The organism is Kribbella alba (assembly GCF_039529635.1).
GTDB classification, from domain to species: Bacteria; Actinomycetota; Actinomycetes; order Propionibacteriales; family Kribbellaceae; genus Kribbella; species Kribbella alba.
Window position 1 is genome coordinate 464,592 of the sequence record NZ_BAAANE010000007.1, and the last position, 23,479, is coordinate 488,070.

Consider the following 23,479-nt stretch of genomic DNA (forward strand, 5'->3'; position numbering starts at 1 on the left):
CGCCACTGAGCGCCTCGCCGCCGGCGAATGCGCCGCGCGGGCGTACCCACGAACCAACCACTCGCCACCCAGGCGCTAGGGGTGGAGTGGGCAACGACTGCGGGTCGGAGCGGGGGACATCCACCATGTGCGCCGGGCTCCGCGCGAGCAGGATCTGAGTCATGGCTACTGGGGACAACTGGTAGCGGTTCACGCGGAACGCCGGGTCCGCGTCGGGTGGAGGTGGACGGTCATGACAGTCGTGGCAGAGTTGGCCGGCAGTCCGGCCATCGTGGCTCCCGGACGACTGGTGGCCGGCCGTTACCGGCTTGGAGCGCTCCTCGGGCGCGGTGGTATGGGCCGGGTCTGGCTCGCTGAAGACGAGGTACTGCGCCGTCGCGTCGCCCTGAAGCAGGTGGTCCTGAGCGGCCTGGTCTCCGAGGAGGTCCGTGCGAGTGCGCTCGGCGAGGCGCGGGCCGCCGCGCGGATCGACCACATCGGCGCGGTCCGGATTCACGACTTGGTCGAGGACCCTGACGGAAGCCCCTGGATAGTGATGGAGCTGCTCTCAGGGCGAACCCTGGCGGAGGCGCTGGACGCCGGCGGGCCGTTGCCGATCCTCGAGGTGACGAGGATCGCCCTCCGTCTGCTCGATGTGCTGGAGGCGGTACACCGGGAGGGCCTTGTTCATCGCGATGTCAAGCCGTCGAACGTCTTCCTGTGCGACGGCGGGCGTGTGGTGCTGACCGATTTCGGCATCGCCTGCGCCGTCGGCGGCTGTACCCTCCCGCCCGGCGGCCTGGCCGGCAGTCCGGCTTACATGTCGCCGGAGCGTGCCCGCGGCGAGGAGGACGGACCGGCGTCCGATCTGTTCTCGCTCGGCGCGACGCTGTTCGCGGCGGCGGAGGGAAGATCGCCGTTCAGCAAGGGCGACCCGTTCAGCACCCTGGTCGCGGTGGTCGAGGACTCGCCGGGCCCCTTCGTCAACGCCGGTCCGCTGCGGCCCGTCATCGAAGGTCTGCTGGCCAAGAAGCCGCAGTCCCGACCGACCGCCGACCAGGCTCGCCTCGAAGCAGTCGCGCCACGGGGTCAGCGGGTGTACGTGCCGACCAGTCGGCCGCGGGCGATGGCTGATGACTCGATCGCCTTGAGCGCCTGGTTGAGATCCGCTCCGGCTTCGAGTCCCGTCGCCGAGGACAATGCGTAGACGGTGAACCTGTAGTGGTGGGTGCCGCTTGGCGGGCACGGTCCGAAGTACGCCGCCTTGCCGGCCGAGTTGTTCGCCTGGGTGGCGCCGGCCGGCACCGAATTCTCGGCGAGCGAACTGATGCCCGGGTCGAGGTCGAGCAGCACCCAGTGGACGAAGGTGCCGCGCGGCGCGTCCGGGTCGTCGACGACGAGGGCAACCGCCTTCGCCTCCGATGGGACGCCCTGCCAGGCCAACGGGAGCGAGACGTTGTCGCCGTCGCAGCTGTAGCGAGCCGGGATCGGCTGACCGTCCTGGAAGGCCGAACTGGTCACGGTGATGGAGTTGGCTGCGGTCACGGTTGGCTCCTGTCCGGCCTGCGAGTGCGTGTCATCACACCCGGCCAGGCCCATCAGCAGGAACAGCAGCACGGAGTGCAGCACTTGCCGTCGCACGCTCACAGCGTCTCACGATCGCTGCGATTCGGAGGCAGCCCAGCGCCGACTCGTAGTACAGGCCTCGCGGCACCTCGGCGACGTGCGCGGGGTCGATGGGCCGCGGCATCCACCGATCGGGCTATCGCATAGAGTGATCGCAGGCATACACGAACGGACCGGAGGGTAGGCGGCGATGGTCGAAGAAGGCGCCCAGGGCGGCGGGGACACCGCGGTCCCCGGAGTTGATGTGACGAAGCCGAGCATCGCCCGGACCTACGACTATCTCCTGGGTGGCAAGGACAATTTCGCCGTGGACCGGGCCCTCGCGGACAAGTTCATCAAGGATCTGCCGGGCTCTCGAGCCATCGCCTTCGACAACCGTGGCGCACTCATCCGCGCCGTCCGGGAGATCGCGGTGAACACGCCGGTCCGGCAGTTCATCGACCTCGGCAGCGGGCTGCCCACCGCGGACAACGTCCACCAGGTCGCGCAGCGGCACCAGCCCGAGTCGAAGGTGGTGTACGTCGACAACGACCCGGTCGTCCTCGCCCACGGGCGCGCGCTGCTCGCGGAGAACGACCACACGACCGTGTTCCAGGCGGACCTCCGCAACCCGAAGGCGATCTACGACAGCCCGGACACCCGCGCCCTGATCGACTTCGACCAGCCGGTGGCGATCATCCTCAGCGCTGTCCTCCACCACCTCAACGACGAGGAGGACCCGGCGGCGATCGTCCGGTTCTGGTACGACCGGATCCCGTCGGGCAGTTACGTCTTCATCAGCCACTTCCGCAGCGAGGACGACGCGCGCAGCGCCGAGATGCAGGCGCTCCTCCAAGGCTCGCTCGGCCGCGGCCGCTGGCGCACCGACGACGAGATTCTCACCCTCTTCGGCGACGGCCTCACCGTCCTCCCGCCAGGCCTCGTCCCCGCCGCCGAATGGCGCCCCACCGAACCCCCCGACGACCTGACCGAGTGGGAACGCCTGATAGCCGCTGCCCTGGCCGTAAAGCCCTGACCCGCACTCAGTCGAGGGCGAGGCGCGGCGGGTCGTCACCGCGGGGCCATCGTTGCCGCCGCGCAGTGGCCGGTGCGATGTGATCACCTGTAGTTGCTGACTGACTTCGACAGGTCGGCGTGTACTGATAGCTTGTCGGCCACATCAGGTCGGGCGGCATGGCCACTGGGTACAGGCTGTGAGGGGCCTCCCGACGAGCAGTCGAGACTAGCCCAAGGTCTCTTGGAGGAGACGTCGTGGACGGTACCGAGGTAAAGAAGCTCGCCGCACTCGAGGACAAGCATTGGTGGTACCGCGAGCGGCGGGTCTTGCTGGGCCGCGAGTTGGATGCGCTGTCGCGTCGCGGCATCCAGGTCGGTCGGGCCCTCGACATCGGCGCGGCCGGCGGCGGAAATACCCGCGTACTGCGCGATCGCGGCTGGGCCGGGACGGCGTTGGAGTACGGCGCGGAAGGCGCCGAGGTGGCACACCATCGCGGTATCCCGGTGGTCCGCGCCGACGCCACGACGCTTCCGTTCGCCGAGCAGTCTCTCGATCTCGTCGTTGCTTTCGACATCCTCGAGCACATCGGCGACGACAAGAGTGCCAGCGGCGAGATGTTCCGCGTCCTTCGCCCGGGCGGCGTCGCCTTGGTGGCCGTGCCCTGCGACATGGACCTGTGGAGCGAGCACGACGTAGCAGTCGGCCACGTCCGCCGGTACGAGAGACAAGAACTCGTGGACCTGCTGGAATCGTCTGGCTTCACTCTCGAGAGTCTGGGTTCTTGGAATGTGCTGCTTCGACCGGTCGCGGCGAGGCGGCGGAAACGTAGTACAGGCAGCGATTTGACCGAGACCTCATCGCTGGTGAACGCCGGTCTCCGAGCTGTGATCGCCGCGGAGCGGTACCTGCCAGTGGGCGGATTCCCGGGGATTTCTCTGATGGCACGCGTTCGCAGGCCGGCCGGCTGATCGAGGGTCGCGTCCGGGCAAGGGTCAGAGCCAGCCGCGGCGGGCCGCGGTGAGACTGGCCTGAAAGCGCGTCGAGGCGCCGAGCTGATTCATCAGCCGGTGGATGCGCCGTTGGGTGGTCCGCTCGCTCCAGCCCTGGGAGCGAGCGATGGCCGCGTCAGTGAGACCAGCGGCGAGCAGCGTCAGCAGGCAGCGCGTTTCCGGGTCCGGCCGGCTGGCATCGGATCCGGGCGAAAGGTTGCCGACGGCAACTGGCTCGGTGTCCGACACGGCAACGGCCCGCTCCCACTCGGCTTCGAACAGGGACTCCAGCGCGGCGAGCATGGGCGACGGGTGGATCAGATAAGCCGCAGATTGGCCGCCGGCCGCGAGGCTGAAGGGGATGATGGCCACGCGGCTGTCGCTGATCACCAGCTTCAGCGGTAGCTCGGGCCGTACCCGGGCCTTCTCACCCGCTCTGATGCTCGGGCCGATGTCGTTGTGCATGCGCCCCGGCCAGGCCACCGCTTCCTGGTCGTAGATCACCCGGTGGGCAACGCCGTGTCGCTGTCGCTGGAGCTGCAGGTCGAGGTTGCTCCCCGGGCGGTCGACGTACGGCGGCCGGTCGAACGCGCGTACTTCGCGTCGCGCGTCGGCGGTCAAGCGGCCCACCGCAGAGCTGATGTCGTCGCGATCGGTGAGCAACTCGACAGCGACCTCCGGATGCGTGATCCGGGCTGCCTCCCGGTAGGTCTCCATCAGTCGGTGCACCAAGGAGCGTGCCTGGTCGAGGCGGTGTTGCTGCTCATCGATCAGGGCGGCCACCGCAACGTCGGGGACGGTGGCGGAGAAGCGGGGTGGCCGTCCGGCGGTCCGGGTGGCGAGGCCGTCCCTGACCAGAACCGCCAGGAGCCGCCCGACGCCGCTCGGAGTCAGTCCGCAGGCCTTTGCCAACTCGGAGGCGGTGCATCGCGGCCGCCCTACCAAGGTGGTGTAGACGTGCTCTGTTTCCTCCGTAAGACCCAGCACGTTAAGTTCCATGGCTCCTCCGCCGTGCTGGTGGCGACCCTCCGCCACCCGGCGTACTTCGGCCACCAGCATTCCTTGTCTCGCAACTGTCTCGGTTGACATCCTCCCCCAGGGAGCTGGCGGCGCCCTCTGCCTGCCCACCCCTCGAATTGGCCGTTCGACCCGACCCGTCGCCTGCCCGCTTCCGCCCGAAAGGCTTGCCAATGCCCCCCGCGCATCACCGCTACAAACGCCGCGGAGTACCGGGTGGTCGCCGGACGAGTCGACGCCAAGCACAACCGGGCCGCCGTACTGCTGCGCGCCATGGTCGGCAACGCGGATTCGGTTCTCCCCGTCGAGCTGGCCAACGGCACGACCGGAACCCCGATCCTTGCTGACGGCAACGGCAAGACTCAGGCCGGGACCTACAGCCTGCTGGACATCGACCAGTCCACTGGCAACGTGTTCCTGGGCAAGATCGCCACCGCGATCATCTGCCTCGGCGGTGTCCCGCCGGCTCGGGTGGACCTCGACACCGGGACCGTGACTACCTCCGAGTCGGTGTCCGCCTGCGGTCACGGCATCGTCTCGGACGGCGCGGGAACTCTCTACAACCTGGCGGCCGGCTCGGTCAGCACCAAGCTCGCGCCGACCACCACGCTCACGCCGTACGACGAAGCCGGCCAGACCACCGGTAACGGGTTCGCACTGCGCAGGGGCACTCCGTCGTCGCTCGCCGTGGACGGCGTACATCACCTCGCCCTGGTCGTTCTTCGCTCCAGAGGGCACCGTGTACTTCGGTTCACAGCAGGGCGTCGTAGTGGACAACAACGCGACGAGCCAGATCTGGGTCGTCGACCTCACCACAGGACAGCCGATCCGGACCCTGAACGCCTTCATCGTCACCAACCGCGGCGGCCTCCTCCTGCACGGCATCCAGGACCCATCCATCCAACTCGACCCGACCACCCGCACCGCTTGGACCTACAGCCCGGACGGCACCCAGATCCAGCGGTTCTCGTACTGATGACACCTAGCTGACACGCGCGGGACGGGGAGCGGCCACACCGCTCCCCGTCTCGTACTTCGTGTCGGCTACGACGTACCTGGGGGCAGGCTCACCTCGGGCACGATCGGGAGGTCGACCTGGACAGTGGTGCCCTCGTCGATCGGGCTGGGCCGGCACGTTCGTTCGAGCGGTGCGCAGGTCCAGGACGAGCGAGACCAGTCGCTGCTGGAGACCGTCGTGAAGGTCCCGCTCACGGCGGTCTTCTGGCTGTGAACCCGAGCAGGCGCACCAATGCTCCCGTCGGTGAGATGGTCACCGGGACAACTTGCAGCGACGATACAAGACCGGCAGTCACGGGTGAAGCGATGCCGCCGGGGGGACTAACCCAGCGCTGCAGGCCGCTCTACCTGCTAGCAGGTAGAGCGAAGTTCCGGCTAGCGGGCGCACCGGCTTGGCGCTGGCCCCGAAGACAGCGCCACTAGTTGGCAGCGATGCTCGTGCTGTGCGATCCCACCCGGAGGACCTGAAGGCCCGCTTCGAAGCCGAGGCGGTCCCATTGCTGCCTCGCTTGTACGGCGCGGCCAGGGGCCTGACCGGGAATCACGCCGACGCGGAGGATCTCCTGCAGGACACCTACCTGCGAGCCTACCGCGGCTTCTCCGGGTTCCAGCCGGGCACGAACCTGTCCGCCTGGCTGCACCGGATCCTCCGCAACACGTTCATCCAGGGCTACCGCAAGCGCCAGTGCCGACCGCAGACCGTCCCCGAAGACTGGAACCGGAACACCGACCCGGCCCGGCTGGATGTCGGGGAGTCCGCTGAAACCACCGTGGTCGAGCGGATCCCGGACGAGCGGCTCCGGGAGGCGCTGACGTCGCTGCCCGAGCGGTACCGGCGGGTGGTCCTGCTTTGCGACGTCGACGGGTTCAGCTACAAGGAGATCGCCGGGATCGTCGGCGTTCCACTCGGAACGGTGATGTCGCGGCTGCATCGCGGCCGGAAGGCCCTCAGGGAGCGGATGTCTCCACCGGAAGCCGGGGCGGGCCTCGCCGCCTGAGTCCCAGGCCGCTCACCGGATTCCAGCTAGCAGGTAGGGACCGTGGGCGCTGGCGGTGAAGACCCGGGAGGGTCTGGGCGGGGATCGTTGCCGCAGGATCGCCGAGCGGCAGACAGCCGAGGGGAATGATGGTCCATGTCAGAGTCGAAAGCAGTGCAGACCAGGCGGGATGCCCGCGGTGGGACACCACCCACCACGGCAGGCATCCGGCGGCAGGCGGGCTGGTGGCGCAGCGCGGTGATCTACCAGGTCTACGTGCGCAGCTTCCAGGACTCCGACGGCGACGGCGTCGGCGACCTGGCCGGTGTCCGCACCAGGTTGCCGTACCTGCGGAGCCTCGGCGTCGACGGCATCTGGCTCAACCCGTTCTACCCCTCGCCACAGCACGACCACGGGTACGACGTGTCCGACTACTGCGCGGTACACCCCGACTACGGCACGCTCGAGTGCTTCGACCGACTGGTCCGCGATGCTCGCCGGTTGGACCTCAAGGTGATCATCGACATCGTTCCGAACCATTGCTCGATCGAGCACCCGTGGTTCGCCGAGGCGCTGGCCGCCGGTCCCGGCAGCCCGGAACGCGAGCGGTTCCACTTCGCCGGCGGCCGGGGCGAGTACGGCGAGCTGCCGCCGAACAACTGGCGCTCGATCTTCGGCGGATCCGCCTGGCATCGCGTCATCGAACCGGACGGCGTGCCGGGTGAGTGGTACCTGCACAGCTTCGCGCCCGAGCAGGCCGACTTCAACTGGCGCCACCCGGACGTGGCGACGTACTTCGAGCAGGTGCTGCGCTTCTGGTTCGAGCGGGGTGTGGACGGGGTCCGGATCGACGTCGCGCACGGGCTCCACAAGGCTGACGGGTTGCCCGACCACGAGAGCGCGATCGACGACGAGTTCACCGGCGACCCGCTGAACCCGCATGCCTGGAACCAGCCCGAGGTGCACCGGGTGTGGCGCCGGTGGCGGACCATCGCCGAGGGGTACACCGCGCTGACCGGCCGCGAACGCGTGCTGATCGGGGAGGTCGGCGTCCTGGACACCGAACAGCTCGCGCTGTACCAGCGCCCGGACGAACTGCACCAGAACTTCTACTTCGAGTTCCTGCGCGCCCACTGGGACGAGCAGACCTTGTACGACGTGGTGGATCGCGGCCTGGGCACGATCGCCGTCTCCGGTTCGTCGGTCGCCTGGGTGCTGAACAACCACGACATGCCCCGGTCCGTGACCCGGTACGGCGGTGGAGCACCCGGCATCGACGCCGGCGATGTGGACCTCGGCACGATCCGGGCCCGGGCGGCCGCCCTGCTCATGCTCGCGCTGCCGGGTTCGGCGTACGTCTATCAAGGCGAGGAGCTCGGCCTGCCCGAGGTCACCGACCTACCCCTCGAGGTCCTTGCCGACCCGATGTTCCACCGAACCGAAGGTGCTCGGCGCGGCCGGGACGGCTGTCGGGTCCCCCTGCCCTGGGCGGCCGCCCAGGACGGCTTCGGCTTCTCCGCTGCCGATCCCTGGCTGCCCCAGCCCCGCTGGTTCGCTGACCACGCCGTCGACCGGCAGCTGAGCTCGGGTGAGTCGATGCTGCACCTCTACCGGGAGACGCTCGCGTTGCGGCGGCGGCTTCCCGCGCTTGCGGCGAACGAGTTCCGCTGGTTGCGGACCGAGCCCGGCGTACTGGCCTTCACGCGAGGCGATGACTTCGCCTGCGTCGTCAATTGCTCCTCACGGGTCGTCTCTGCGCCAGTGGCCGGCGAACTGCTGCTCGCCAGCCACCAGGAAGCCGGGGACAAGCTCCCGCCGAACAGCGCCGCCTGGTACCTGCTGGCGCCGGAGGCCGAACCGATGTGTGCAGCGGCATGAAAGTCCACCAGACCGGCGGACCTGGCGTCCTTGAGCCCCTCCACTCGGCGCCAGGTCTGCCCCACAACCACCTGGGAGGGTGAGATGCGACAAGTTCGCGTCACGAAGGTCACTCGTACGAAGAGTTCGCGACGGCGGCAGGACGCAGTGCTGCGTGCGCTCCCGCCCGATCTCCGGGATCCCGACGTCGTCAGGGCCAAGCAGTTGCAGCGAGACGGGCAGCGGGGAGGTCGAGCGCGGTGAACTGGCTGCTCCGGGGCGAGTGCGTGGACAAGGACCCCGAGTTGTTCTTCCCGATCGGAAGCAGCGGGCCGGCACGACTGCAGATCGATGATGCCAAGCAGGTGTGCCGCCGCTGCACCGTGGCCGATCTCTGCCTGCAGTGGGCGCTGCAGACCGGCCAGGACGCCGGCGTCTGGGGCGGCCTGTCTGAGGACGAGCGCCGGGCCCTGAAGCGCCGGACCTCGCGCTCGAGAACGCGGCACGAGGCACAGCCCGCGACTTCCCGGCTGTGAGATCCAGGCACGCGAGAGCTGAGGCTGTACTGCGGTCAGAGCAGTAGCAGCACTGCTGCTTCGGCATGTTTGAGGCGGGGCCGCGCTGTGGTGTGCTCGAAGGCATCCTCCAGTGCGCCGTTGGGATAGGCGTCCAGCACGCGTGGGTCGACGTAGCTGCTGCGGCAAACCGCTCGCGTGTTGTTCAGCTTCGCCGCGGCGGCGTCGATAGCCGCGATGACCTTCTTCTTCGCGTCCGCGGCAGTGCGCGGCGGACCTAGCCGGGCGAGCGTCTCGGCTGCGGTCACCGAGCCGCCCCAGGTGCGGAAGTCCTTCGCGGTGTAGACCGCTCCGGTGATCGCGCGCAGATAGTCGTTGACGTCACCGGACCCCACGTCGACCACCCGGCCGTCGTCGTCGACGTACTGGAACAACTCCTGACCTGGCAGTTCATGGCAGGCATGCACCACCGCAGCGAGGCGCGGATCGGTGAGCTGCACCTGCTGCTGTTTGCCCGACTTCGCGCGGAACTCGAACCTGATCGTCGCTGACCCGTCGGTTCGGACGTGCTCGTGCCGCAGCGTGGTCAGCCCGTACGACGAGTTCTGGCGGGCGTACTCCTCGTTCCCGATCCGGATCAGGGTCTCGTCCATCAGCCGCAGCACGGTCGCGAGCACCTTCTCGCGGGGGAGACCGGCCCGCTCGAGGTCGGCGTCGACCCGTCGCCGGAGTTTCGGCAGGCCACGTCCGAACGGGCCCAGCCGGTAGTACTTGGTGCGGTCGCGGACCTCATGCCACCGGGGGTGGTAGCGGTACTGCTTGCGGCCCCGGGCGTCGCGTCCCGTCGCCAGGATATGGCCGTCGGGTACGGGGCTGATCCACACGTCTGTCCACGCCGGCGGGATGCCGATGGCGTCGATCCGCGCGCGTTCGGCGGGGTCCGTGATCAACGTGCCGTCCGGGCGCTTGTACCGCCACCCGTTCCCCGACCGCTGCCGCGTGATCCCCGGCGCCGCGTCGTTCACATACCGCAGCCCCGCGGACTCCGCCTGCTCCACCGGTTCGGCTACCGAAACCATCCCGTGCCGTACCCGGCTCAGCCCCGCGATACACCCCAGGCGGCCCGCGCACAGAAGCCCAGGTCGGCGACCTGGGCTTCTGGGGTTCGGAGTGGGGCTGTCACCAGGTGTTGTTGGAGATGTCCTGGCCGAGGATCACCTGGTCGAAGGTGTTGCTGTCGTTGTCGTCGGTGTACGCGACGGCCACCTCGGCGTACGGCGAGACCGCGACCGTCAACTGCTCCTGGCGCCCGGCGGTGAGCTGGCTGAGTCGCTGGGCCGACAGCCTGCCCGTGTCCGTCCCGTCGGTGCCGAAGCCGCGGACCCAGACATCGAGGTCGGCCGCCTGGACCGTCCAGCCGACGACCGTGTTCGCCTGGTCGTCCAATCCCACTGACGGGTCCTTGCCCCCGGCGGCGACCTCGACATCGGAGAAGCGAGGATTGCCGGCCGAGTCGAAGGTGCGGGTCCATGCGCCCGCAGTACCGGTGTGGTCGGACTCCCAGGCGACGGCGAAGTCGCCGTTGAAGTTGGCGGCCACCGACGCGTGGATCTGTTGCCCGCCTCCGTTGAAGTTCGCCGTACGGCGCGAGAGGGCTACTGCGCCGTTGCTGCGGGCCAACCGGACCAGGCCGACGTTGTAGAACGCGTTGGCGTCGCCGTCCTCGTCCCAGACCACGTCAGCCTCACCGGAGGCCGAGACTGCGACATCCGGGTTGTGGTGCTGACCTGTCGTCTGCGAAGCCGTGACCTCCCAGGCGCGAGTGGTCGGCCCGGTGAACCCGGCCGCCTTGATCATCGCCTGTGCGCCGGTCTGGATGTCCTCCCACACCGCGGTGAAGGCGACCGCGCCACCGGACGGTGCCCCGTCCGGGTCGACGGCCACGCGTGGGTTGATCTGCTGCCCGGTCGAACTGCTGTTGGCGTTGCCAGAGGCGGTGACTGTGCCCGCCGTGTTCACCACCCGGTAGGGGACGTTGTAGAAGCCGTTGCCGTCGGGGTCGTCGGACCACACCACGACGGCGTTGCCCTTGTCGTCCAGGCCTACGTCCGGGCGAAGGTGGCGCCAGCTGGTCACGCCGCTGCTGCCGCCCCCGGACAGCTTGACTTCGTACACCGCGGCGCCGTTGCGGAACAAGCGGAGGTAGATCTCGCTGTGTGCGTTGTCGGTCGCGTCTGTTGTGTCCCGGTCGTCCTCCCAAACCACCGCGACATAGCCGTTGCGGTTGGTCGCGACCGAGGGACCGTCCTGGTCTCCCGTGGCCACGCTGTTGGCGGTCTGCCAGGTCGGTGCCGCTGGGGCGGCAGTCGCGCTGGTGGCGGTGAACCCGAAGGATGACGCGGCCAGCACCGCAAGAGCGAGGACCTTCTTCTTCATCTGCGTTCCCCTCACGCCGGCTGAAGGCCGGGCCGGCCCTCTTCGATCACGAACGACTTCACCGTGGACGCCGCGGCACCGTGCTCCGACACCTTCGCCACGGCGCGGAAATCGGCGTGCAGCTGGGTCGGGCTGATCGCAGTACGGACGTAGCCGCGTCGGTTGTTGTAGAACTTCAGCCACGGGTTGGTGCCGACGTCGGGAATGGCGGTGGCACCGTCACCGTCGCCGCTGGAGGTGACCGAACTGGTGACCAGTTCGCTGCCGATGACGGCCGAACCGGCGTTGTTGTAGTCGGCCACCAGATTGCTCGCCCACGCGCGGTGGACGTCGCCGGTGAGTACGACGGGGTTCCGGACGCCGCGGTCCACCCAGCCCTGCTGGATCCGGGCCCGGGAGGCGCGGTAGCCGTCCCACGAGTCCATGCTCGCGCCGGTGGAGTTGAACCGCCGGGCGAAGAAGACCTGCTGCCCGATGATGTCCCAGGTACCGGTGTGCTGGGCGAGACCGTCGAGAAGCCAACTCTCCTGAGCGTTGCCGGGGAGGCTTCGCGACGCCAGATCCGCGTCCGAGCAGATCTTCCAACCGTCGCCGCAGGCCTGGTCGTTGCGGTACTGCCGGGTGTCGAGCAGGTGGAAGGTGGCGAGGTTTCCCCACCGGAGCCGGCGGAACAGCGGGATGCCGTTGCCGTTGTTCGCCTGGGCCGGCCGCAACGGCATATTCTCGTAGTACGCCTGGTAGGCCTCGGTCCGCCGCGCGGTCCACTGGGCTGCGGTCAGCGCCGGAGTACTGTCCGCGCGCACCATGTTGGCGTAGTTGTTCTCCACCTCGTGGTCGTCCGGTACGACGATCCAGGGCGCGACCGCATGCGCCGCCTGGAGATCCGGGTCGGTCTTGTACTGCGCGTACCGGCGGCGGTAGTCCGCCAGCGTCACGATCTCGGTGGTGCCGGCGTGGAGCCGCGGGCGGCCCGACGTCGCGCCGTACTCGTAGATGTAGTCGCCGAGGTGCAGCACGAGGCCCGGGTTGTCTTCGGCCAACCGCCGGTAAACGGTGAAGTAGCCCTCCTCATAGTGGGAGCAAGACGTGAACGCCATGACCAGGTCGCGTCCGCTGGTGCCGAGTGCCGGGGCGGTGCGGGTTCGGCCGACGCCCGAGAGGTGGCCCTGCGCACGGAAGCGGTAGTAGTAGTCGGAGTCGGCGTTGAGGCCGCCGGCGATGACGTGGACGGAGTGGGCGGTCGCGTAGGTCGCCGTGACGGATCCTGAGGCAACGAGCGTCGTGAAGCGATCGTCGGTGGACACCTGCCAGTCGACGGTCACGTCGGCGTTGGCCATGCCGCCGTGACCATCGGCGTTGAGGGGCGACGGGGCCAGCCTGGTCCACAGCACGACGCTGGACGGGTCGGGTTCACCGGAGGCGATGCCGAGCTGGAACGGATAGGGCACCGCTGCGGTAGCCGCGATGACGGTGGAGCGGACGGGCAGCGCGGTGGCACCGGCTGCGGCCAGTCCGCCGAGGACGAGAGTCCTGCGACTGATGGGTTTCATGGGCCTCACCTTCAGGAATGCTCATGGCGTCAGAGCCCTCACGGAGATGAAGCAGGCGAAAACAGCGGGGAACCTCGAGGGCGGTGGGTTCATGCCCATGGTGGCCGCATTCACGTAAGTTTTCTACGACGCGCCCGTGACAGCTTGCTGCTGCGGCCACACCTTGCCTCGAAGGGACCGAATCATGGATGACCAGGCCTCCTTGCTCACGTCGGAGCAAAGGCTGATCCTCGCCCGGCTGGCGGAGCTGGCCGTCCCGGCAGATGACTTCCCGTCAGCTGCGGACACCGGTGCCGTCGCGTTCGTCGAGCGGGTTGTCACCGTGGATAGGCCCGACTGGGGGCCGCGGGTGATGCGGGCACTAGAGGTAGCCGGGGTTGAACCAGTGCTCGACAAGGTGCTCGCCGACGTCGACGGGGCTTGGCTCGTCCACCTGGTGGTGCAGGGCTTCTACGCCGGGGATGGGCACCTGCCCGGCGCGTACGGCAACCGGCCGCCGGCGTGGACGATGGTGGGTTGGCAACCCGACAGAGCCGGAACCTGGAAGTCGGCCGGGACCGAACTGACGATCACGCCGCGGTCTGCGCTGGGTGATCGCTACGACTGCGTGATCATCGGCTCCGGTGCCGGCGGTGGAGCAGCGGCACAGGTGCTTGCCGAGTCGGGCCGGTCAGTCCTGGTGGTGGAGACTGGTCGCTACCCGTCCACGGCATCGCTGACTCATGATCATCTGCGGAATCCCCGCTCGGTCGCCGGGCTGCCGGCCGTGACCGACCCGGATCCTCAAGGGCGGCCGCGGGTCTCAGTGGTCGACGGCGAGCCGCGGGTGGTCCTGCCGCCGGACGCCGGCTGGAGCAACAACGCGTTCACCGTTGGCGGTGGCACCCGGGTCTATGGCGCGCAAGCCTGGCGGTTCGTCCCGCGCGACTTCGCCATGGCCAGCACGTACGGGGTTCCCGAGGGTAGCGGACTGGCGGACTGGCCGATCAGCTACGCCGACCTGGAGCCGTACTACAGCCTGGCCGAGCAGCGGTTCGGTGTCAGCGGTGGCGGGGTGGACCCGTGGCATGAGGCTCGCTCGATCCCGCTGCCGATGCCCCCGCTGCCGCGCCCTGGTCCCGCACGGCGGCTGGCGGCTGCGGCCGAGCGCCTGGGTTGGGGAACGCTGGACGTGCCGCTGCTCATCAACTCCGTGTCCTACCAAGGTCGGTCCGGCTGCGTGCAATGCGGTCAATGCGTCGGATTCGCCTGCCCGGTGGAGGCCAAGTCCGGCACGCACAACACCGCGTTGCCAGCCGCGCTGGCCACAGGGCGGTGCACGCTGGTCACCGAGACGACAGCCGAGCGGCTGGTCACCGACGGCGGCGGGCGGGTCACCGGGGTCGCGCTGGTCGCGGCCGAGAACGGCCGGAGCTGGCGACGGACGGTCGACTGCGCGGAGGTAGTGGTCGCCGCCGGCGCCACCGAGACCCCGCGACTGCTACTCAACAGCGCGCACGACCGCGAACCCCACGGGCTCGGCAACAATCATGACCAGGTGGGCAGATACCTGCAGGCGCATGTGTACGCGGGAGCAGTCGGATTGTTCGACGACGAGGTGGTCGATCTGGTGGGCCCCGGCGCATCGATCGCGACCTGCGACTTCCGGCACGGCAACGACGCGATCGTGGGTGGCGGCATGCTGGCCAACGAGTTCGTCCCGACCCCGGCCGCCAGCTATGACTACCTCACCGCGGCGGGCCTGATCCCGCCGGCTGGTGCGGCCGGGAAGCAGGCGATGCGGCACGCGGCGCGGCGGATGCTGCGGGTGGTCGGGCCGATCCAGGAGGTGTCGTCGGCGGAATCCAGGGTGGGGGTCGACCGCGGCGTCACTGACCGGTTCGGCAACCCGGTCGCAATGATCAGTGGGTCGATTCACCCCGAGGACGTCCGGGCTCAGGCGTACATGAGTGAGAAGGCCAGGCAGTGGTTGGCCGAGGCAGGTGCAGTCCGCACCGCCGTTGCCGGGGTCAGCAATACCCGGCAGGCCAGTGGGGGCCAGCACCAGGCGGGAAGCTGTCGGATGGGGGACGACCCGGCGCGGTCGGTCACCGATCCGTACGGCCGGGTCTGGGGACACGAGAACGTTCGGATCGCCGACGGCTCGGTGCACGTGACCAACGGGGGAGTGAACCCGGTACTGACCATCCTTGCCGGCTCCCTGCGAATCGCCTCGCACCTCGCCGGCACCCCGCTCTGAGCCGGAGGGGTTCGGCGTGAGCTCAACGGCGCCGTGCGTTCAGGCGACCTTCTGGAGCGCGTAGGCCGGCAGCGGCGCCCCGGGGTCGCAAGAGTCGTGCCGGGGCTGGTAGTCGTCGTCGACCAACTGGTGCGGGGGGATGGGGGAGTGACAGACCGCGCAGATTCGATACGCGAAGTCGTGCAGTATGGGCCGCGCGAAACTGACGACATTCGCTGTGCTTCCGGTGTCGACACTTGTGGTCATGGCCCGCTCCTCTCACCTGCTTCACGGTGCTTCCGCGACAAAACCAGCGTCGCGCTGTCCCCGTGGCACGGCAGCCCGGCCAGCGGCCGTCCGCCAGTGTTGCTGACGGGAGTCCGGGATTGCCGCTGGCAGGTATGCGCCGTCGGGTGAAGACCGCCCGCGCGGTCAGACGCTGCGTAGTACCGAGACGACGATGCCCAGTACTACGGCCCGGTCGCCGTCGATGACCTCGTAGTCGGGGTTGCGCGGTTCGAGGTAGACGTGGCCGTTGCGCCGGCGGTAGACCTTCACGGTCGCTTCGTCGTCGATCATCGCGGCGACGATCTGGCCCGAATGCGCTTCGGTCTGCTGTCGGACTACGACGATGTCGCCGTCGCAGATCGCGGCGTCGATCATCGACTCACCGCGCACGCGCAGCCCGAAGACAGTCCCGCGCCCGGTCAGTCCCCGGGGCAGGGTGAGGGTGTCGTCGACGTGCTCGACCGCCGAGATCGGCGTACCCGCGGCGATATCACCGACCACCGGCACGGTGACCGAGTCGTCGGTGGACGTCCGGGTCGGGGACTCCTGGAGGAACGCCCGCACATCGATCGCGCGCGACACCGTCGAGCTGCGCCGGAGAAACCCCTTCTCCTCCAGACTCGCCAGGTGTTTCGACACCGACGACGATGACCGGAGGCCGACCGCATCGCCGATCTGCCGAGTGCTCGGCGAATACCCGTGTTTGACCACCCAGTCCCCGATCACACCCAGGATCCGCTGCTGACGCGGCGGCAGGCCGGACGTATCCAGGTACTCGAAGGAATCGCTGTAGGTAGTCACCAGCGAAATCGTAGAGGTTGGCCAACCCTGCCTGCGGGTAGGGCGGCTGATCCCGTGATGGGTCTGGGGAGCCGGCCGGCCTCAGCAGGCGGCAAAACTGCTGTACCCCGGCAGCCCCTTGCCGATTCGAAGGCTCGTCCCCTCCTTCTGCATGAACTTTCCGACTGTCCACCGGCTACAGGTCTGGCCGTCGGGACCGTCGGCCGCGTTCTGCGTGCTGACGAAGGACACTGTGGCCAGTAGTCGGCCGTCCGGAGCGGTTCCCAGTTCTTGGACCAGGATCTGTGCGTCGTGGGTCGAGCGGTAGCCGGTGGAGAATTGGCTGCGACTGAGCTTCGCCCGTTCGGCCCGCGTGTGGAGCAGACGGAATCCCGCGTAGTCCCGCGCGTTGATGGCGACGAAGTATTTGCTGAGCAGCGCCACCACGGCGCGTGCCGATGGATGGTTCGAGGCTTGCGGGGCCACCGCGACCGTCGCGTTCCCGGCGTACGGCGTGGAGGTGGCACTCGGCGTGGGGCCGACCGGCACCGTCGGCGTGGTCGGTTCGAACGTCGGCAAGGTGGATTCCTCCGAGAGCGTCGGCGAGGTGTCGAACTCTGTCGGATCCGGGCTCGGAATCGTGGTGCCGCCTGGTGTCGTCACGAAGGTGGTCCCCGCATCGGGCGGTCCCGAGGCACTGCCGCGCTGTCTGAAGAGGGCGTTGGCTCCAACGAGTCCGGCGGCGACGATGACAGCAAGGGCCACGGTGAGAGCGAGGTACCACCCGGCGCCGTGCCCGGACGGTTCGCTGGTCGAATCCTCGGTCCGGGCATCTTCGGCGTCGGGGAATCTGGCCGCACAGGTGGTGCAGAACGTCTCGCCGTCGCCGCGGAGGGTGCCGCATTCGGTGCAGTAGGAAGGCATCGGATCATTCCTCGCAGTGCGGGACCGCAGGTCAGAGGATCGCCGCGACAGCCTGCTCGATGGCCGTGATCGCTGCGGCGACGGAGCTGACCGACCCGGCACCGGTCGCGACGATCTTGAGCCAGCGAAGGACGGAGAGCTTGTCGGGCTCGTCCTCGCCGAGTTCCCGCTCGGCGAGTTCGGCCACGGCGATGGTCTCCTCGGGCCGGTCCAGCTTGTCGGACTCGCCGCGCAACAACTCGAGAAGCTCCGACATTCCGGCTCTGATATCGGGCAGCGAATCGGCCGAACTCGACGAGACATTCGTCGCCCGGGCATCCCTGCCGGCCGCCATCGCCCCCGCAGAAACATTTCCGCCGGTGATGTTGATTCCGTAGTTTTTCTCCATCTGCTGGCTCAGCCCCTTTTCGCGGTAGCGCTGGTGAGTCGTTGCCTGGCGGTGCCCGCCTCTTTCGCCGATCCGGAGGTCGCCCGGGCCCCGGCACCCGCGGCGACACTGCCGGCGATGAGGGATCCGCCCCCGGCGATATAAACTCCGTGGTTCTGGATTGTCGATTGACGCTCGACCAGCTCGGCCGTGTCGATTCCCTTGAGCTCGAAGAACTCCACCAAAGCCTTCAGCAGCCGCTTCTCGAGCACCTTGGCATAGAGGTCCTTGTCGAGCTTCTGGAAGTACCGCTGGTACTGCGGATCGCTCACGGTTTCTCGTGGGCTGATGGGTGCGCCGTAGTTGAAACGCAGTCCGCTGAGGATCTCCCGGCGTTGCCGAGCCATTCGCCGGCCGCCGAAGACCGGACCGAAGAGAAACCGGACAACCGCGCCCGGGGCGCGGAACAGACTCCGCGGCAGCCGCATCAACGAACGCCAGGCGATCCGGGCAGCCTGGCGGGCGGTGGGCTGCGGCAGCAGCCTGTCCACCTCCTGGAACTCGTCTCGCACCGGCGTGAGCAGTGAATGACTGACCTCGACGAAGAGTTCGAGTGGCGTCACCACGAAACGCAGGAAGGTCGACAGGACCAACTGGCCACGCCACCCGCTCACCTCGAAGGTGAGATAGGTCCGCGCGCGATCCTCGGGCACGAGCGTGAGGCTGCGCACCAGGCCGGGATCGACCTGCGCCCTGGGCGCCGACAGCTGCGTCGGGAGGAAGCGGCGATCGCCTCGGATGTCTCGACCGTCGACGAAGATGCGGTCTGTGATCTCCACCTTGGTCGGATGCCCGTCGCGCAGGGCTGCCAGGACGAAGTCATGGATGTCCAGCGCGGTGAACGGTTCGGCCACCCGGCCCTCCGAAGGTCGGTGGATATCCAGGGCGATCGACCAGGCCTGGATGGGTAGCCCGCTGCCGACGAAGGGGCTGTAGGAGCTGTAGACAGTGACATTCGCCCGGCCGAACGCGGCGATCTGCTCCAGCCGCTGCCGCACCTTCGCGCGGTTCGGCACCGAGACCGCGTCAGGCCGGAACACACCCGCCCGGAGATCATGAGCGACGACGCCGTACGTCGCCACCAACGTCTCGCCGACTACGACGACCCAGGTCAGGGCCAGTGTCACCCAGAGCCCGAGCGGCCGCGCGGTCAAGAAGCAGTACAGCGCGAAAAGGATCAGCAAGGTCAGGATCACGTCCCGGACCAGATGCCGGGCGCGGGCGGCCAGAGCGTGCAGCACCACGGGCACGAGGTCCACATCCGGCGACGACGGCGGAGCCTTGTACTCCTGCTCCAGGATCTCGCTGATGACCTCTTCGGCGAGTCGGCTGTCCAAGTGGACCGCGGCGCAGAGGTAGCGGGTGGCGTCGGACGCCTGAGTCCCCGGCTTGACCACTGGTTCTTCTTGCTCGGCGGCGGTCGCACGGGGCCATGACGGCGCCGTATCGACCGGTAAGGCCGCATCGACAACACGCATGGATGTTCCCGAGCCGGCACCGTCGTGCCTGACTTGGCTGGTCGCTCGTCCACATGAGCCGCAGAACGCGGCGCCGGGTCGATTGGTCGCACCACAGGAGTCACACTGCATCTTTGGATCCCGCCCCCTCATACCGTACGGCGATCGGTTCGCCGGAACGCGGATGATTCAGCCGGCTCGGCCGGACCCGACAGGTCATCGGCAGAACCATCCGTGAAATGCAGCCGTCAACCAGCCGTATCGCGCCCCCCGGCGGTGATCGGAAGTGTTTTCCAGCCGCCACCGCCAGCGTCCGGAAACCCCCGGACTAATACGCCAGCATAGGTCTTGATACCTACCGGCACCATGGCTGCGGGCGCCATGGCACGAATAGCCCCGGAAATATTGTCCAGCCTTATCTCATCGCCCCCAATCTTGGGGCTGGAAAAGCAGGCGGGCCGGGGGATCAATCGGCTGTTCTGGGCTCTCCCGGTGGTTCAGGTGCTACGACCGGCGTCGCGGCTTTCGGCCTTTGCCACTTTGGGGAGCGCGGGCGCCTCGCTGCTGGTTCTTGGCGGGCGACTTGGCTGGCGACTTGGCGGGGGAGTTGGCCGGGGATTTGGCGGGTGCGGGGCCCCGGGTGCTGTTGACGGTTCGGCCGCGGACGATGCCGATGAACTGCTCCATCAAGTCGGTGGTCTCCTCCTCCGGCCAGGACAACGCGACGCGCGACTCCGGGGCGTCTACGAGCGGGCGGTAGGTGAGGTCGCGGCGGTGGTGCAGGCGAGCCAGCGACTGCGGTACGACGAGCAGCCCCACTCCCGCCGCGACCAGTTCGACCGCCTCTGCTGTCGTGGCGGGGCGGTCGTCCAGCTGACGCCCGGGCGGCCCTGCCCAGTCGAGGGTGTTGTCGAGAGGGTGCAGCATGAGCTCATCGGCCAGGTCCTCGGCAGTCACCTCTTCCACCGCTGTCACGACGTGGTCCTTGGGGACGACGACCACCGTCGTCTCGGAGTACAGGGGTATCGCGTGCAGGCCCGTCTGGTCGATCGGCAACCGGAGCAGAGCGGCGTCAGCGTCGTGGTTCCGCACCAGGGCGGCGGCCTCCGCGGCCGTGACCTGGATGAGGTCCAGCGGGATCCGCGGCAACCGCTCGTTCCAGCTCCGCACCCACTTGGTGGGCGTCACTCCAGGGACATACCCGAGCCTGAAGGAGGAAGGCGGTACGCCGGGGCCGGTCACCCGGCCAGATTACCGGGCGTGATCGGCGTGGTCGCAGCCGCTCGATACCCTGCTGTCATGATGTCGCAAAAGACTCCCCAGACGATGAAGCCCGCGACGGCGGCGAAGAAGCTGGGCGTGTACCTCGAAGCCACTCCGGCGGAGTTCCAGGAGGGCGTCGTCTCGCGCGACGAGTTGAATGCCCTGCAGGCCGATCCGCCCGAGTGGCTGCGGGAACTGCGCCGTACCGGCCCGCATCCTCGTCCAGTCGTCGCCGCGCGGCTGGGCATCTCCATCAGCGGTCTCGCGCGCGGCGGTGTCACCGAGCCGCTGACCACGGAAGAGATCGACGCCCTGAAGGCCGACAACCCCGACTGGCTGGAGCGCGAGCGCGCGACCCAGGCCGAGGTGCGCAAGGAAGCAGTCCGAATCAAGGAAGAGAACGACCGCCCCCGCACCTGACGGCGAGAGGCCCGACCAGGCCGCCGGCCCGACTGGGGGAGTTCGGCCGAGCGGGATAGTTGAAGAGTGACCGCAGACGAAGGACAGGACCGCGCCGGACCATCGGGTCAGCTGACGATCTCGCCCCGACAGAGCAGACGTGTCCTGGTCAGGGAGGTCTGGCTGGTCCTCGCACTGTCCCTCGGCGCGTCGGCCGTCGCGGCGGTGATCTCCTTCACCGGCGTGCTGACCTCACACCAGTCCCTCAGCAGTCAGACGACGGTGATCGTCGGGTCGCGTGCTCCGGGCCGGCCGTGGCTGGACCTGGCCTGGCAGCTCTTCGCGATACTGACGGCGCTGGTGCCGGTCGCGCTGGTCGCGCACCTGCTGGCGCGAGGTGGCGATTCGCTGCGGACGCTCGGTTTCGATCTGAGTGACCGCCTGCGCGATGTGGCGCGTGGAACGGCTGTGGCTGCCTGCGTCGGCGGGGCCGGCCTGGCCTTGTATCTCGCGGCTCATGCACTGGGTGCGAACCTGACCGTTGATCCGGCACAGCTCCCCGACACCTGGTGGCGGGTACCGGTGCTGGTCGCGGTCGCGGCGCAGAACGCAGTACTCGAGGAGGTCATCGTCCTCGGCTACCTCACCCACCGCCTGGAGCAACTGGGCTGGTCCAGCCGTCGCAGTACTGCGGCAAGCGCACTGCTACGTGGTTCGTACCACCTGTATCAGGGCGTCGGTGGTTTCGCCGGCAACGTGGTGATGGGTGTGATCTTCTGCCACCTCTATCGGAGATGGGGCCGGGTGATGCCGTTGGTGGTGGCGCACACCCTCATCGATGTCGGCGCGTTCGTCGGTGCGACGTACCTCATCGGCAAGGTGGGCTGGCTGCCCGGCTGAGCGAACCGCTCGGGTACCAGTCATTGACCTCGCCTGGCGGCTGCCGGAGACTCGATAGAGCCTGGGGGCCCGGGGGAGCGGCAAGCTAGGGGCGAGGGGTGCGCCATGCCGGACATGGTGAATCAGCGGCAGTTCCAGGACAGGTTCAAGGGGCGGGCGATCGTACTGACCGACCTCCCGCAGGGGCGGCCCAGGGCCATCGCCGAGGAGGTGAACGAAGCGGTCGGCCGCGGCGATGCGACGTTGTACACCAAGGCCGAATACGTCGCGCTGTTCCAGGCGCTGCTCAGAGAGCCGGACTCGCGCGACCCGTCGGGCGGCACGCTGTTGTTGACCACCGCCACCGGTGATCCAACTGTTGCCGGGCTGTCGATGACGCAGTACACGAGGGCCTCCGTCCGTTCCGCAGACTTCTTCGCGGAGCCGATGTACGTCGTCAGCATCAGCGGCTGGCCACGGGACAACCTGAAACCGCAGGACCCGGTGACGGCACCCGACGGCGCCTCGCTGAGGGTGTGGAGGACCGATCCGCACGACGAACGTCACGTTCCACCCGAAGGTGCGTCCGGCACGCTCTTCGCCAGCAGCACCTTCTCCCTTTCGAACAGCGGCAACCGCACGGCGTACGCGCCCAAGCGGTCCTGGAAGATCAACCTCGGCCCGGGCGAGGACGAGGACCGCATCGCCGGCATGACCCGTCTCAATCTCAAGGCGATGTGGAACGACCCGTCGCAGCTGCGCGAAGCCGTCGCATGGAGCATGTTCGCCGGCGCGGCTGTGCCCGCTCCTCGGCACACCTTCGCCAAGCTGGCGCTGAACGGCGACTACAAGGGACTTTTCAGCGTCATCGAGGAGGTCGACCGCGCCTTCCTCAAGAACCACTTCGGCTCCAACGATCGAGGAAATCTCTACAAGGCCTATTGCGGCAACCTCGGCTGCGCCACGCTCGAGTACCGCCGAAACGGTGAGGGGAGCGCCTATCAGGCCGACCCGAGCAACCCCGACGACCCGACATACCGCCTCAAGACCAACGAGGACGACCCGGCCCGCAACACCTACGACGACCTGGCAACGCTCATTCGCACCATCAACGGCGTGGACCTGCCCGGCGGCACGGAGCGGTTCGGCACCGACGCCTTCCGTACTTCGGTGGAGGACCGCCTCAACGTCAAGGCGTTCCTGCGCTGGGCAGGCGTCAACCTGCTGCTGGGCAGTTGGGACAACTACTTCGCGACGCCGGCGAACTACTACCTCTACAACTCCGGCCGGCAGGGTGACGAGGACGGGGCCGTCGCGGATCCGTACTTCACCTTCATCCCCTGGGATTACGACAACAGCCTCGGCATCGACCGGTTCAACACTCAGTGGCAGTACGCCGATCTCCTCGACTGGCCGCCGTCGACCCGTGGATATTGGGCGGTCCAGGGGCACGACGGCGTGTCCCCGATTCCGCTCGTGACGAATTTGTTGGCGAACCACGACTTCGCGCAGTACTACCTGGACCATCTGGAGCACCTCCTCGACACCCGCTTCAACCCGGACGCCGTGAGCCGCGAGCTGGGGATGGGAGCCGGCGACGGGCTCTGGCAACGGATCAGCCAGGCGGCCTACCTGGAGTCCGACTCGCCGTCCGGCAGGCCGTTCACCGAACGGCAGTTCACCAACGACGACGTCTACCGAGCGGGCCACGAACAGCAGGAGTTGCACCAGGACGGGGCGGCGATCCTGGGGATCTACCACTACGTGCGGATGCGCTACGACCGCGCTCGCAGCCAGCTGAAGCAGCTCCGTACCGAGTACCCGGCCGGGGCCAGCGGCGCGTCCTTCCCCGCGGCCGAGGAAACCCTGCCGGCCCGGCGCTGA

23 protein-coding genes are annotated in these 23,479 nt (G+C 68.4%); 11 read left to right on the plus strand and 12 right to left on the minus strand.

From position 1 onward, the window contains the following. Window positions 1-232: 232 nt before the first annotated feature. A complete protein-coding gene (locus ABD210_RS20135) occupies window positions 233-1,186 on the plus strand; it encodes a serine/threonine-protein kinase (RefSeq protein ID WP_344113328.1) in 954 nt (317 codons plus the stop codon). Here ABD210_RS20135 and ABD210_RS20140 read toward each other — a convergent pair. Then, entirely contained in the window at window positions 1,069-1,620 is a 552-nt protein-coding gene (locus ABD210_RS20140; RefSeq protein ID WP_344113329.1) for a YbhB/YbcL family Raf kinase inhibitor-like protein, read from the minus strand. The genes ABD210_RS20135 and ABD210_RS20140 overlap by 118 nt on opposite strands. 175 nt (window positions 1,621-1,795) lie before the next feature. Here ABD210_RS20140 and ABD210_RS20145 point away from each other — a divergent pair, with 175 nt between their 5' ends. Together ABD210_RS20145 and ABD210_RS20150 are read left to right on the plus strand one after the other, a co-directional pair. Continuing rightward, window positions 1,796-2,620 (plus strand): SAM-dependent methyltransferase, encoded by an 825-nt coding sequence (locus tag ABD210_RS20145; protein WP_344113330.1) that lies wholly within the window; start codon window positions 1,796-1,798, stop codon window positions 2,618-2,620. 236 nt (window positions 2,621-2,856) lie between these two features. Then, window positions 2,857-3,570, plus strand: a complete 714-nt coding sequence (locus tag ABD210_RS20150) for a class I SAM-dependent methyltransferase (protein ID WP_344113331.1) — start codon at window positions 2,857-2,859, stop codon at window positions 3,568-3,570. A gap of 24 nt (window positions 3,571-3,594) precedes the next feature. Here ABD210_RS20150 and ABD210_RS20155 read toward each other — a convergent pair whose 3' ends face one another. After that, the gene (locus ABD210_RS20155; protein ID WP_344113332.1) at window positions 3,595-4,590 is read right to left on the minus strand and encodes a TrmB family transcriptional regulator; all 996 of its coding nucleotides are present in this window, start codon (window positions 4,588-4,590) and stop codon (window positions 3,595-3,597) included. A gap of 757 nt (window positions 4,591-5,347) precedes the next feature. On the opposite strand from ABD210_RS20155, the gene ABD210_RS20160 reads away from it, so the two are divergent. Further along, window positions 5,348-5,584, plus strand: a complete 237-nt coding sequence (locus tag ABD210_RS20160) for a hypothetical protein (RefSeq protein WP_344113333.1) — start codon at window positions 5,348-5,350, stop codon at window positions 5,582-5,584. A 6-nt stretch (window positions 5,585-5,590) separates the two neighbouring features. Here the strand turns inward: ABD210_RS20160 and ABD210_RS32500 are convergent, their stop codons facing one another. Further along, complete coding sequence (locus ABD210_RS32500) at window positions 5,591-5,785, minus strand: hypothetical protein (RefSeq protein WP_425552713.1); 195 nt, start codon at window positions 5,783-5,785, stop codon at window positions 5,591-5,593. 283 nt (window positions 5,786-6,068) lie between these two features. On the opposite strand from ABD210_RS32500, the gene ABD210_RS20170 reads away from it, so the two are divergent. The 3 genes from ABD210_RS20170 to ABD210_RS20180 all read left to right on the plus strand — a co-directional run bounded on the left by ABD210_RS20170 (window position 6,069) and on the right by ABD210_RS20180 (window position 8,995). Next, the gene (locus ABD210_RS20170) at window positions 6,069-6,623 is read left to right on the plus strand and encodes a sigma-70 family RNA polymerase sigma factor (protein ID WP_344113335.1); all 555 of its coding nucleotides are present in this window, start codon (window positions 6,069-6,071) and stop codon (window positions 6,621-6,623) included. 135 nt (window positions 6,624-6,758) lie between these two features. Further along, entirely contained in the window at window positions 6,759-8,480 is a 1,722-nt protein-coding gene (locus ABD210_RS20175; protein WP_344113336.1) for a glycoside hydrolase family 13 protein, read from the plus strand. Window positions 8,481-8,719: 239 nt separating this feature from the next. Beyond that, window positions 8,720-8,995 (plus strand): WhiB family transcriptional regulator, encoded by a 276-nt coding sequence (locus ABD210_RS20180; RefSeq protein WP_344113337.1) that lies wholly within the window; start codon window positions 8,720-8,722, stop codon window positions 8,993-8,995. A 35-nt stretch (window positions 8,996-9,030) separates the two neighbouring features. Here the strand turns inward: ABD210_RS20180 and ABD210_RS20185 are convergent, their stop codons facing one another. The 3 genes from ABD210_RS20185 to ABD210_RS20195 all read right to left on the minus strand — a co-directional run bounded on the left by ABD210_RS20185 (window position 9,031) and on the right by ABD210_RS20195 (window position 12,960). Further along, window positions 9,031-10,053 (minus strand): DNA topoisomerase IB, encoded by a 1,023-nt coding sequence (locus tag ABD210_RS20185; RefSeq protein ID WP_344113339.1) that lies wholly within the window; start codon window positions 10,051-10,053, stop codon window positions 9,031-9,033. A 100-nt stretch (window positions 10,054-10,153) separates the two neighbouring features. Then, window positions 10,154-11,410 carry a hypothetical protein gene (locus tag ABD210_RS20190; RefSeq protein WP_344113340.1) on the minus strand — a complete coding sequence of 419 codons (1,257 nt, stop codon included), beginning with the start codon at window positions 11,408-11,410 and terminating at the stop codon, window positions 10,154-10,156. Between the two features lie 11 nt (window positions 11,411-11,421). Continuing rightward, window positions 11,422-12,960 (minus strand): alkaline phosphatase D family protein, encoded by a 1,539-nt coding sequence (locus ABD210_RS20195; protein WP_344113341.1) that lies wholly within the window; start codon window positions 12,958-12,960, stop codon window positions 11,422-11,424. Between the two features lie 184 nt (window positions 12,961-13,144). Here ABD210_RS20195 and ABD210_RS20200 point away from each other — a divergent pair, with 184 nt between their 5' ends. Beyond that, the gene (locus ABD210_RS20200; protein ID WP_344113342.1) at window positions 13,145-15,199 is read left to right on the plus strand and encodes a GMC oxidoreductase; all 2,055 of its coding nucleotides are present in this window, start codon (window positions 13,145-13,147) and stop codon (window positions 15,197-15,199) included. A 39-nt stretch (window positions 15,200-15,238) separates the two neighbouring features. Here the strand turns inward: ABD210_RS20200 and ABD210_RS20205 are convergent, their stop codons facing one another. The 6 genes from ABD210_RS20205 to ABD210_RS20230 form a co-directional block, all read right to left on the minus strand. Further along, window positions 15,239-15,445 (minus strand): hypothetical protein, encoded by a 207-nt coding sequence (locus ABD210_RS20205; RefSeq protein ID WP_344113343.1) that lies wholly within the window; start codon window positions 15,443-15,445, stop codon window positions 15,239-15,241. A gap of 165 nt (window positions 15,446-15,610) precedes the next feature. Continuing rightward, window positions 15,611-16,267 (minus strand): transcriptional repressor LexA, encoded by a 657-nt coding sequence (lexA, locus tag ABD210_RS20210; RefSeq protein ID WP_344113344.1) that lies wholly within the window; start codon window positions 16,265-16,267, stop codon window positions 15,611-15,613. A gap of 81 nt (window positions 16,268-16,348) precedes the next feature. Beyond that, window positions 16,349-17,170: a hypothetical protein gene (locus tag ABD210_RS20215; RefSeq protein WP_344113346.1), complete on the minus strand. Its 822-nt coding sequence runs from the start codon at window positions 17,168-17,170 to the stop codon at window positions 16,349-16,351. 31 nt (window positions 17,171-17,201) lie between these two features. Continuing rightward, a complete protein-coding gene (locus tag ABD210_RS20220) occupies window positions 17,202-17,558 on the minus strand; it encodes a hypothetical protein (RefSeq protein ID WP_344113347.1) in 357 nt (118 codons plus the stop codon). An 8-nt stretch (window positions 17,559-17,566) separates the two neighbouring features. Further along, window positions 17,567-19,075, minus strand: a complete 1,509-nt coding sequence (locus tag ABD210_RS20225; protein WP_344113349.1) for a hypothetical protein — start codon at window positions 19,073-19,075, stop codon at window positions 17,567-17,569. 483 nt (window positions 19,076-19,558) lie between these two features. Further along, window positions 19,559-20,296, minus strand: a complete 738-nt coding sequence (locus ABD210_RS20230; protein ID WP_344113351.1) for a LysR substrate-binding domain-containing protein — start codon at window positions 20,294-20,296, stop codon at window positions 19,559-19,561. 18 nt (window positions 20,297-20,314) lie between these two features. Between ABD210_RS20230 and ABD210_RS20235 the strand changes: the two genes are divergently transcribed. The 3 genes from ABD210_RS20235 (at window position 20,315) to ABD210_RS20245 (ending at window position 23,479) form a co-directional block, all read left to right on the plus strand. Next, window positions 20,315-20,737 (plus strand): DUF5997 family protein, encoded by a 423-nt coding sequence (locus tag ABD210_RS20235; protein ID WP_344113352.1) that lies wholly within the window; start codon window positions 20,315-20,317, stop codon window positions 20,735-20,737. Window positions 20,738-20,803: 66 nt separating this feature from the next. Then, window positions 20,804-21,616 carry a CPBP family intramembrane glutamic endopeptidase gene (locus ABD210_RS20240; RefSeq protein WP_344113353.1) on the plus strand — a complete coding sequence of 271 codons (813 nt, stop codon included), beginning with the start codon at window positions 20,804-20,806 and terminating at the stop codon, window positions 21,614-21,616. 105 nt (window positions 21,617-21,721) lie between these two features. Then, window positions 21,722-23,479, plus strand: a complete 1,758-nt coding sequence (locus ABD210_RS20245; protein WP_344113354.1) for a CotH kinase family protein — start codon at window positions 21,722-21,724, stop codon at window positions 23,477-23,479.

Bases quoted from the DNA above. Each gene is read 5' to 3' on its own strand.
- ABD210_RS20175 (WP_344113336.1), top strand. From the start codon at position 6,759: ATGTCAGAGTCGAAAGCAGTGCAGACCAGGCGGGATGCCCGCGGTGGG.
- ABD210_RS20190 (WP_344113340.1), bottom strand. From the start codon at position 11,410: ATGAAGAAGAAGGTCCTCGCTCTTGCGGTGCTGGCCGCGTCATCCTTC.
- ABD210_RS20215 (WP_344113346.1), bottom strand. From the start codon at position 17,170: ATGCCTTCCTACTGCACCGAATGCGGCACCCTCCGCGGCGACGGCGAG.
- ABD210_RS20145 (WP_344113330.1), top strand. From the start codon at position 1,796: ATGGTCGAAGAAGGCGCCCAGGGCGGCGGGGACACCGCGGTCCCCGGA.
- ABD210_RS20220 (WP_344113347.1), bottom strand. From the start codon at position 17,558: ATGGAGAAAAACTACGGAATCAACATCACCGGCGGAAATGTTTCTGCG.
- ABD210_RS20135 (WP_344113328.1), top strand. From the start codon at position 233: ATGACAGTCGTGGCAGAGTTGGCCGGCAGTCCGGCCATCGTGGCTCCC.
- ABD210_RS20205 (WP_344113343.1), bottom strand. From the start codon at position 15,445: ATGACCACAAGTGTCGACACCGGAAGCACAGCGAATGTCGTCAGTTTC.
- ABD210_RS20155 (WP_344113332.1), bottom strand. From the start codon at position 4,590: ATGGAACTTAACGTGCTGGGTCTTACGGAGGAAACAGAGCACGTCTAC.
- ABD210_RS20185 (WP_344113339.1), bottom strand. From the start codon at position 10,053: ATGGTTTCGGTAGCCGAACCGGTGGAGCAGGCGGAGTCCGCGGGGCTG.
- ABD210_RS20200 (WP_344113342.1), top strand. From the start codon at position 13,145: ATGGATGACCAGGCCTCCTTGCTCACGTCGGAGCAAAGGCTGATCCTC.
- ABD210_RS20245 (WP_344113354.1), top strand. From the start codon at position 21,722: ATGCCGGACATGGTGAATCAGCGGCAGTTCCAGGACAGGTTCAAGGGG.
- ABD210_RS20195 (WP_344113341.1), bottom strand. From the start codon at position 12,960: ATGAAACCCATCAGTCGCAGGACTCTCGTCCTCGGCGGACTGGCCGCA.
- ABD210_RS20225 (WP_344113349.1), bottom strand. From the start codon at position 19,075: ATGCGTGTTGTCGATGCGGCCTTACCGGTCGATACGGCGCCGTCATGG.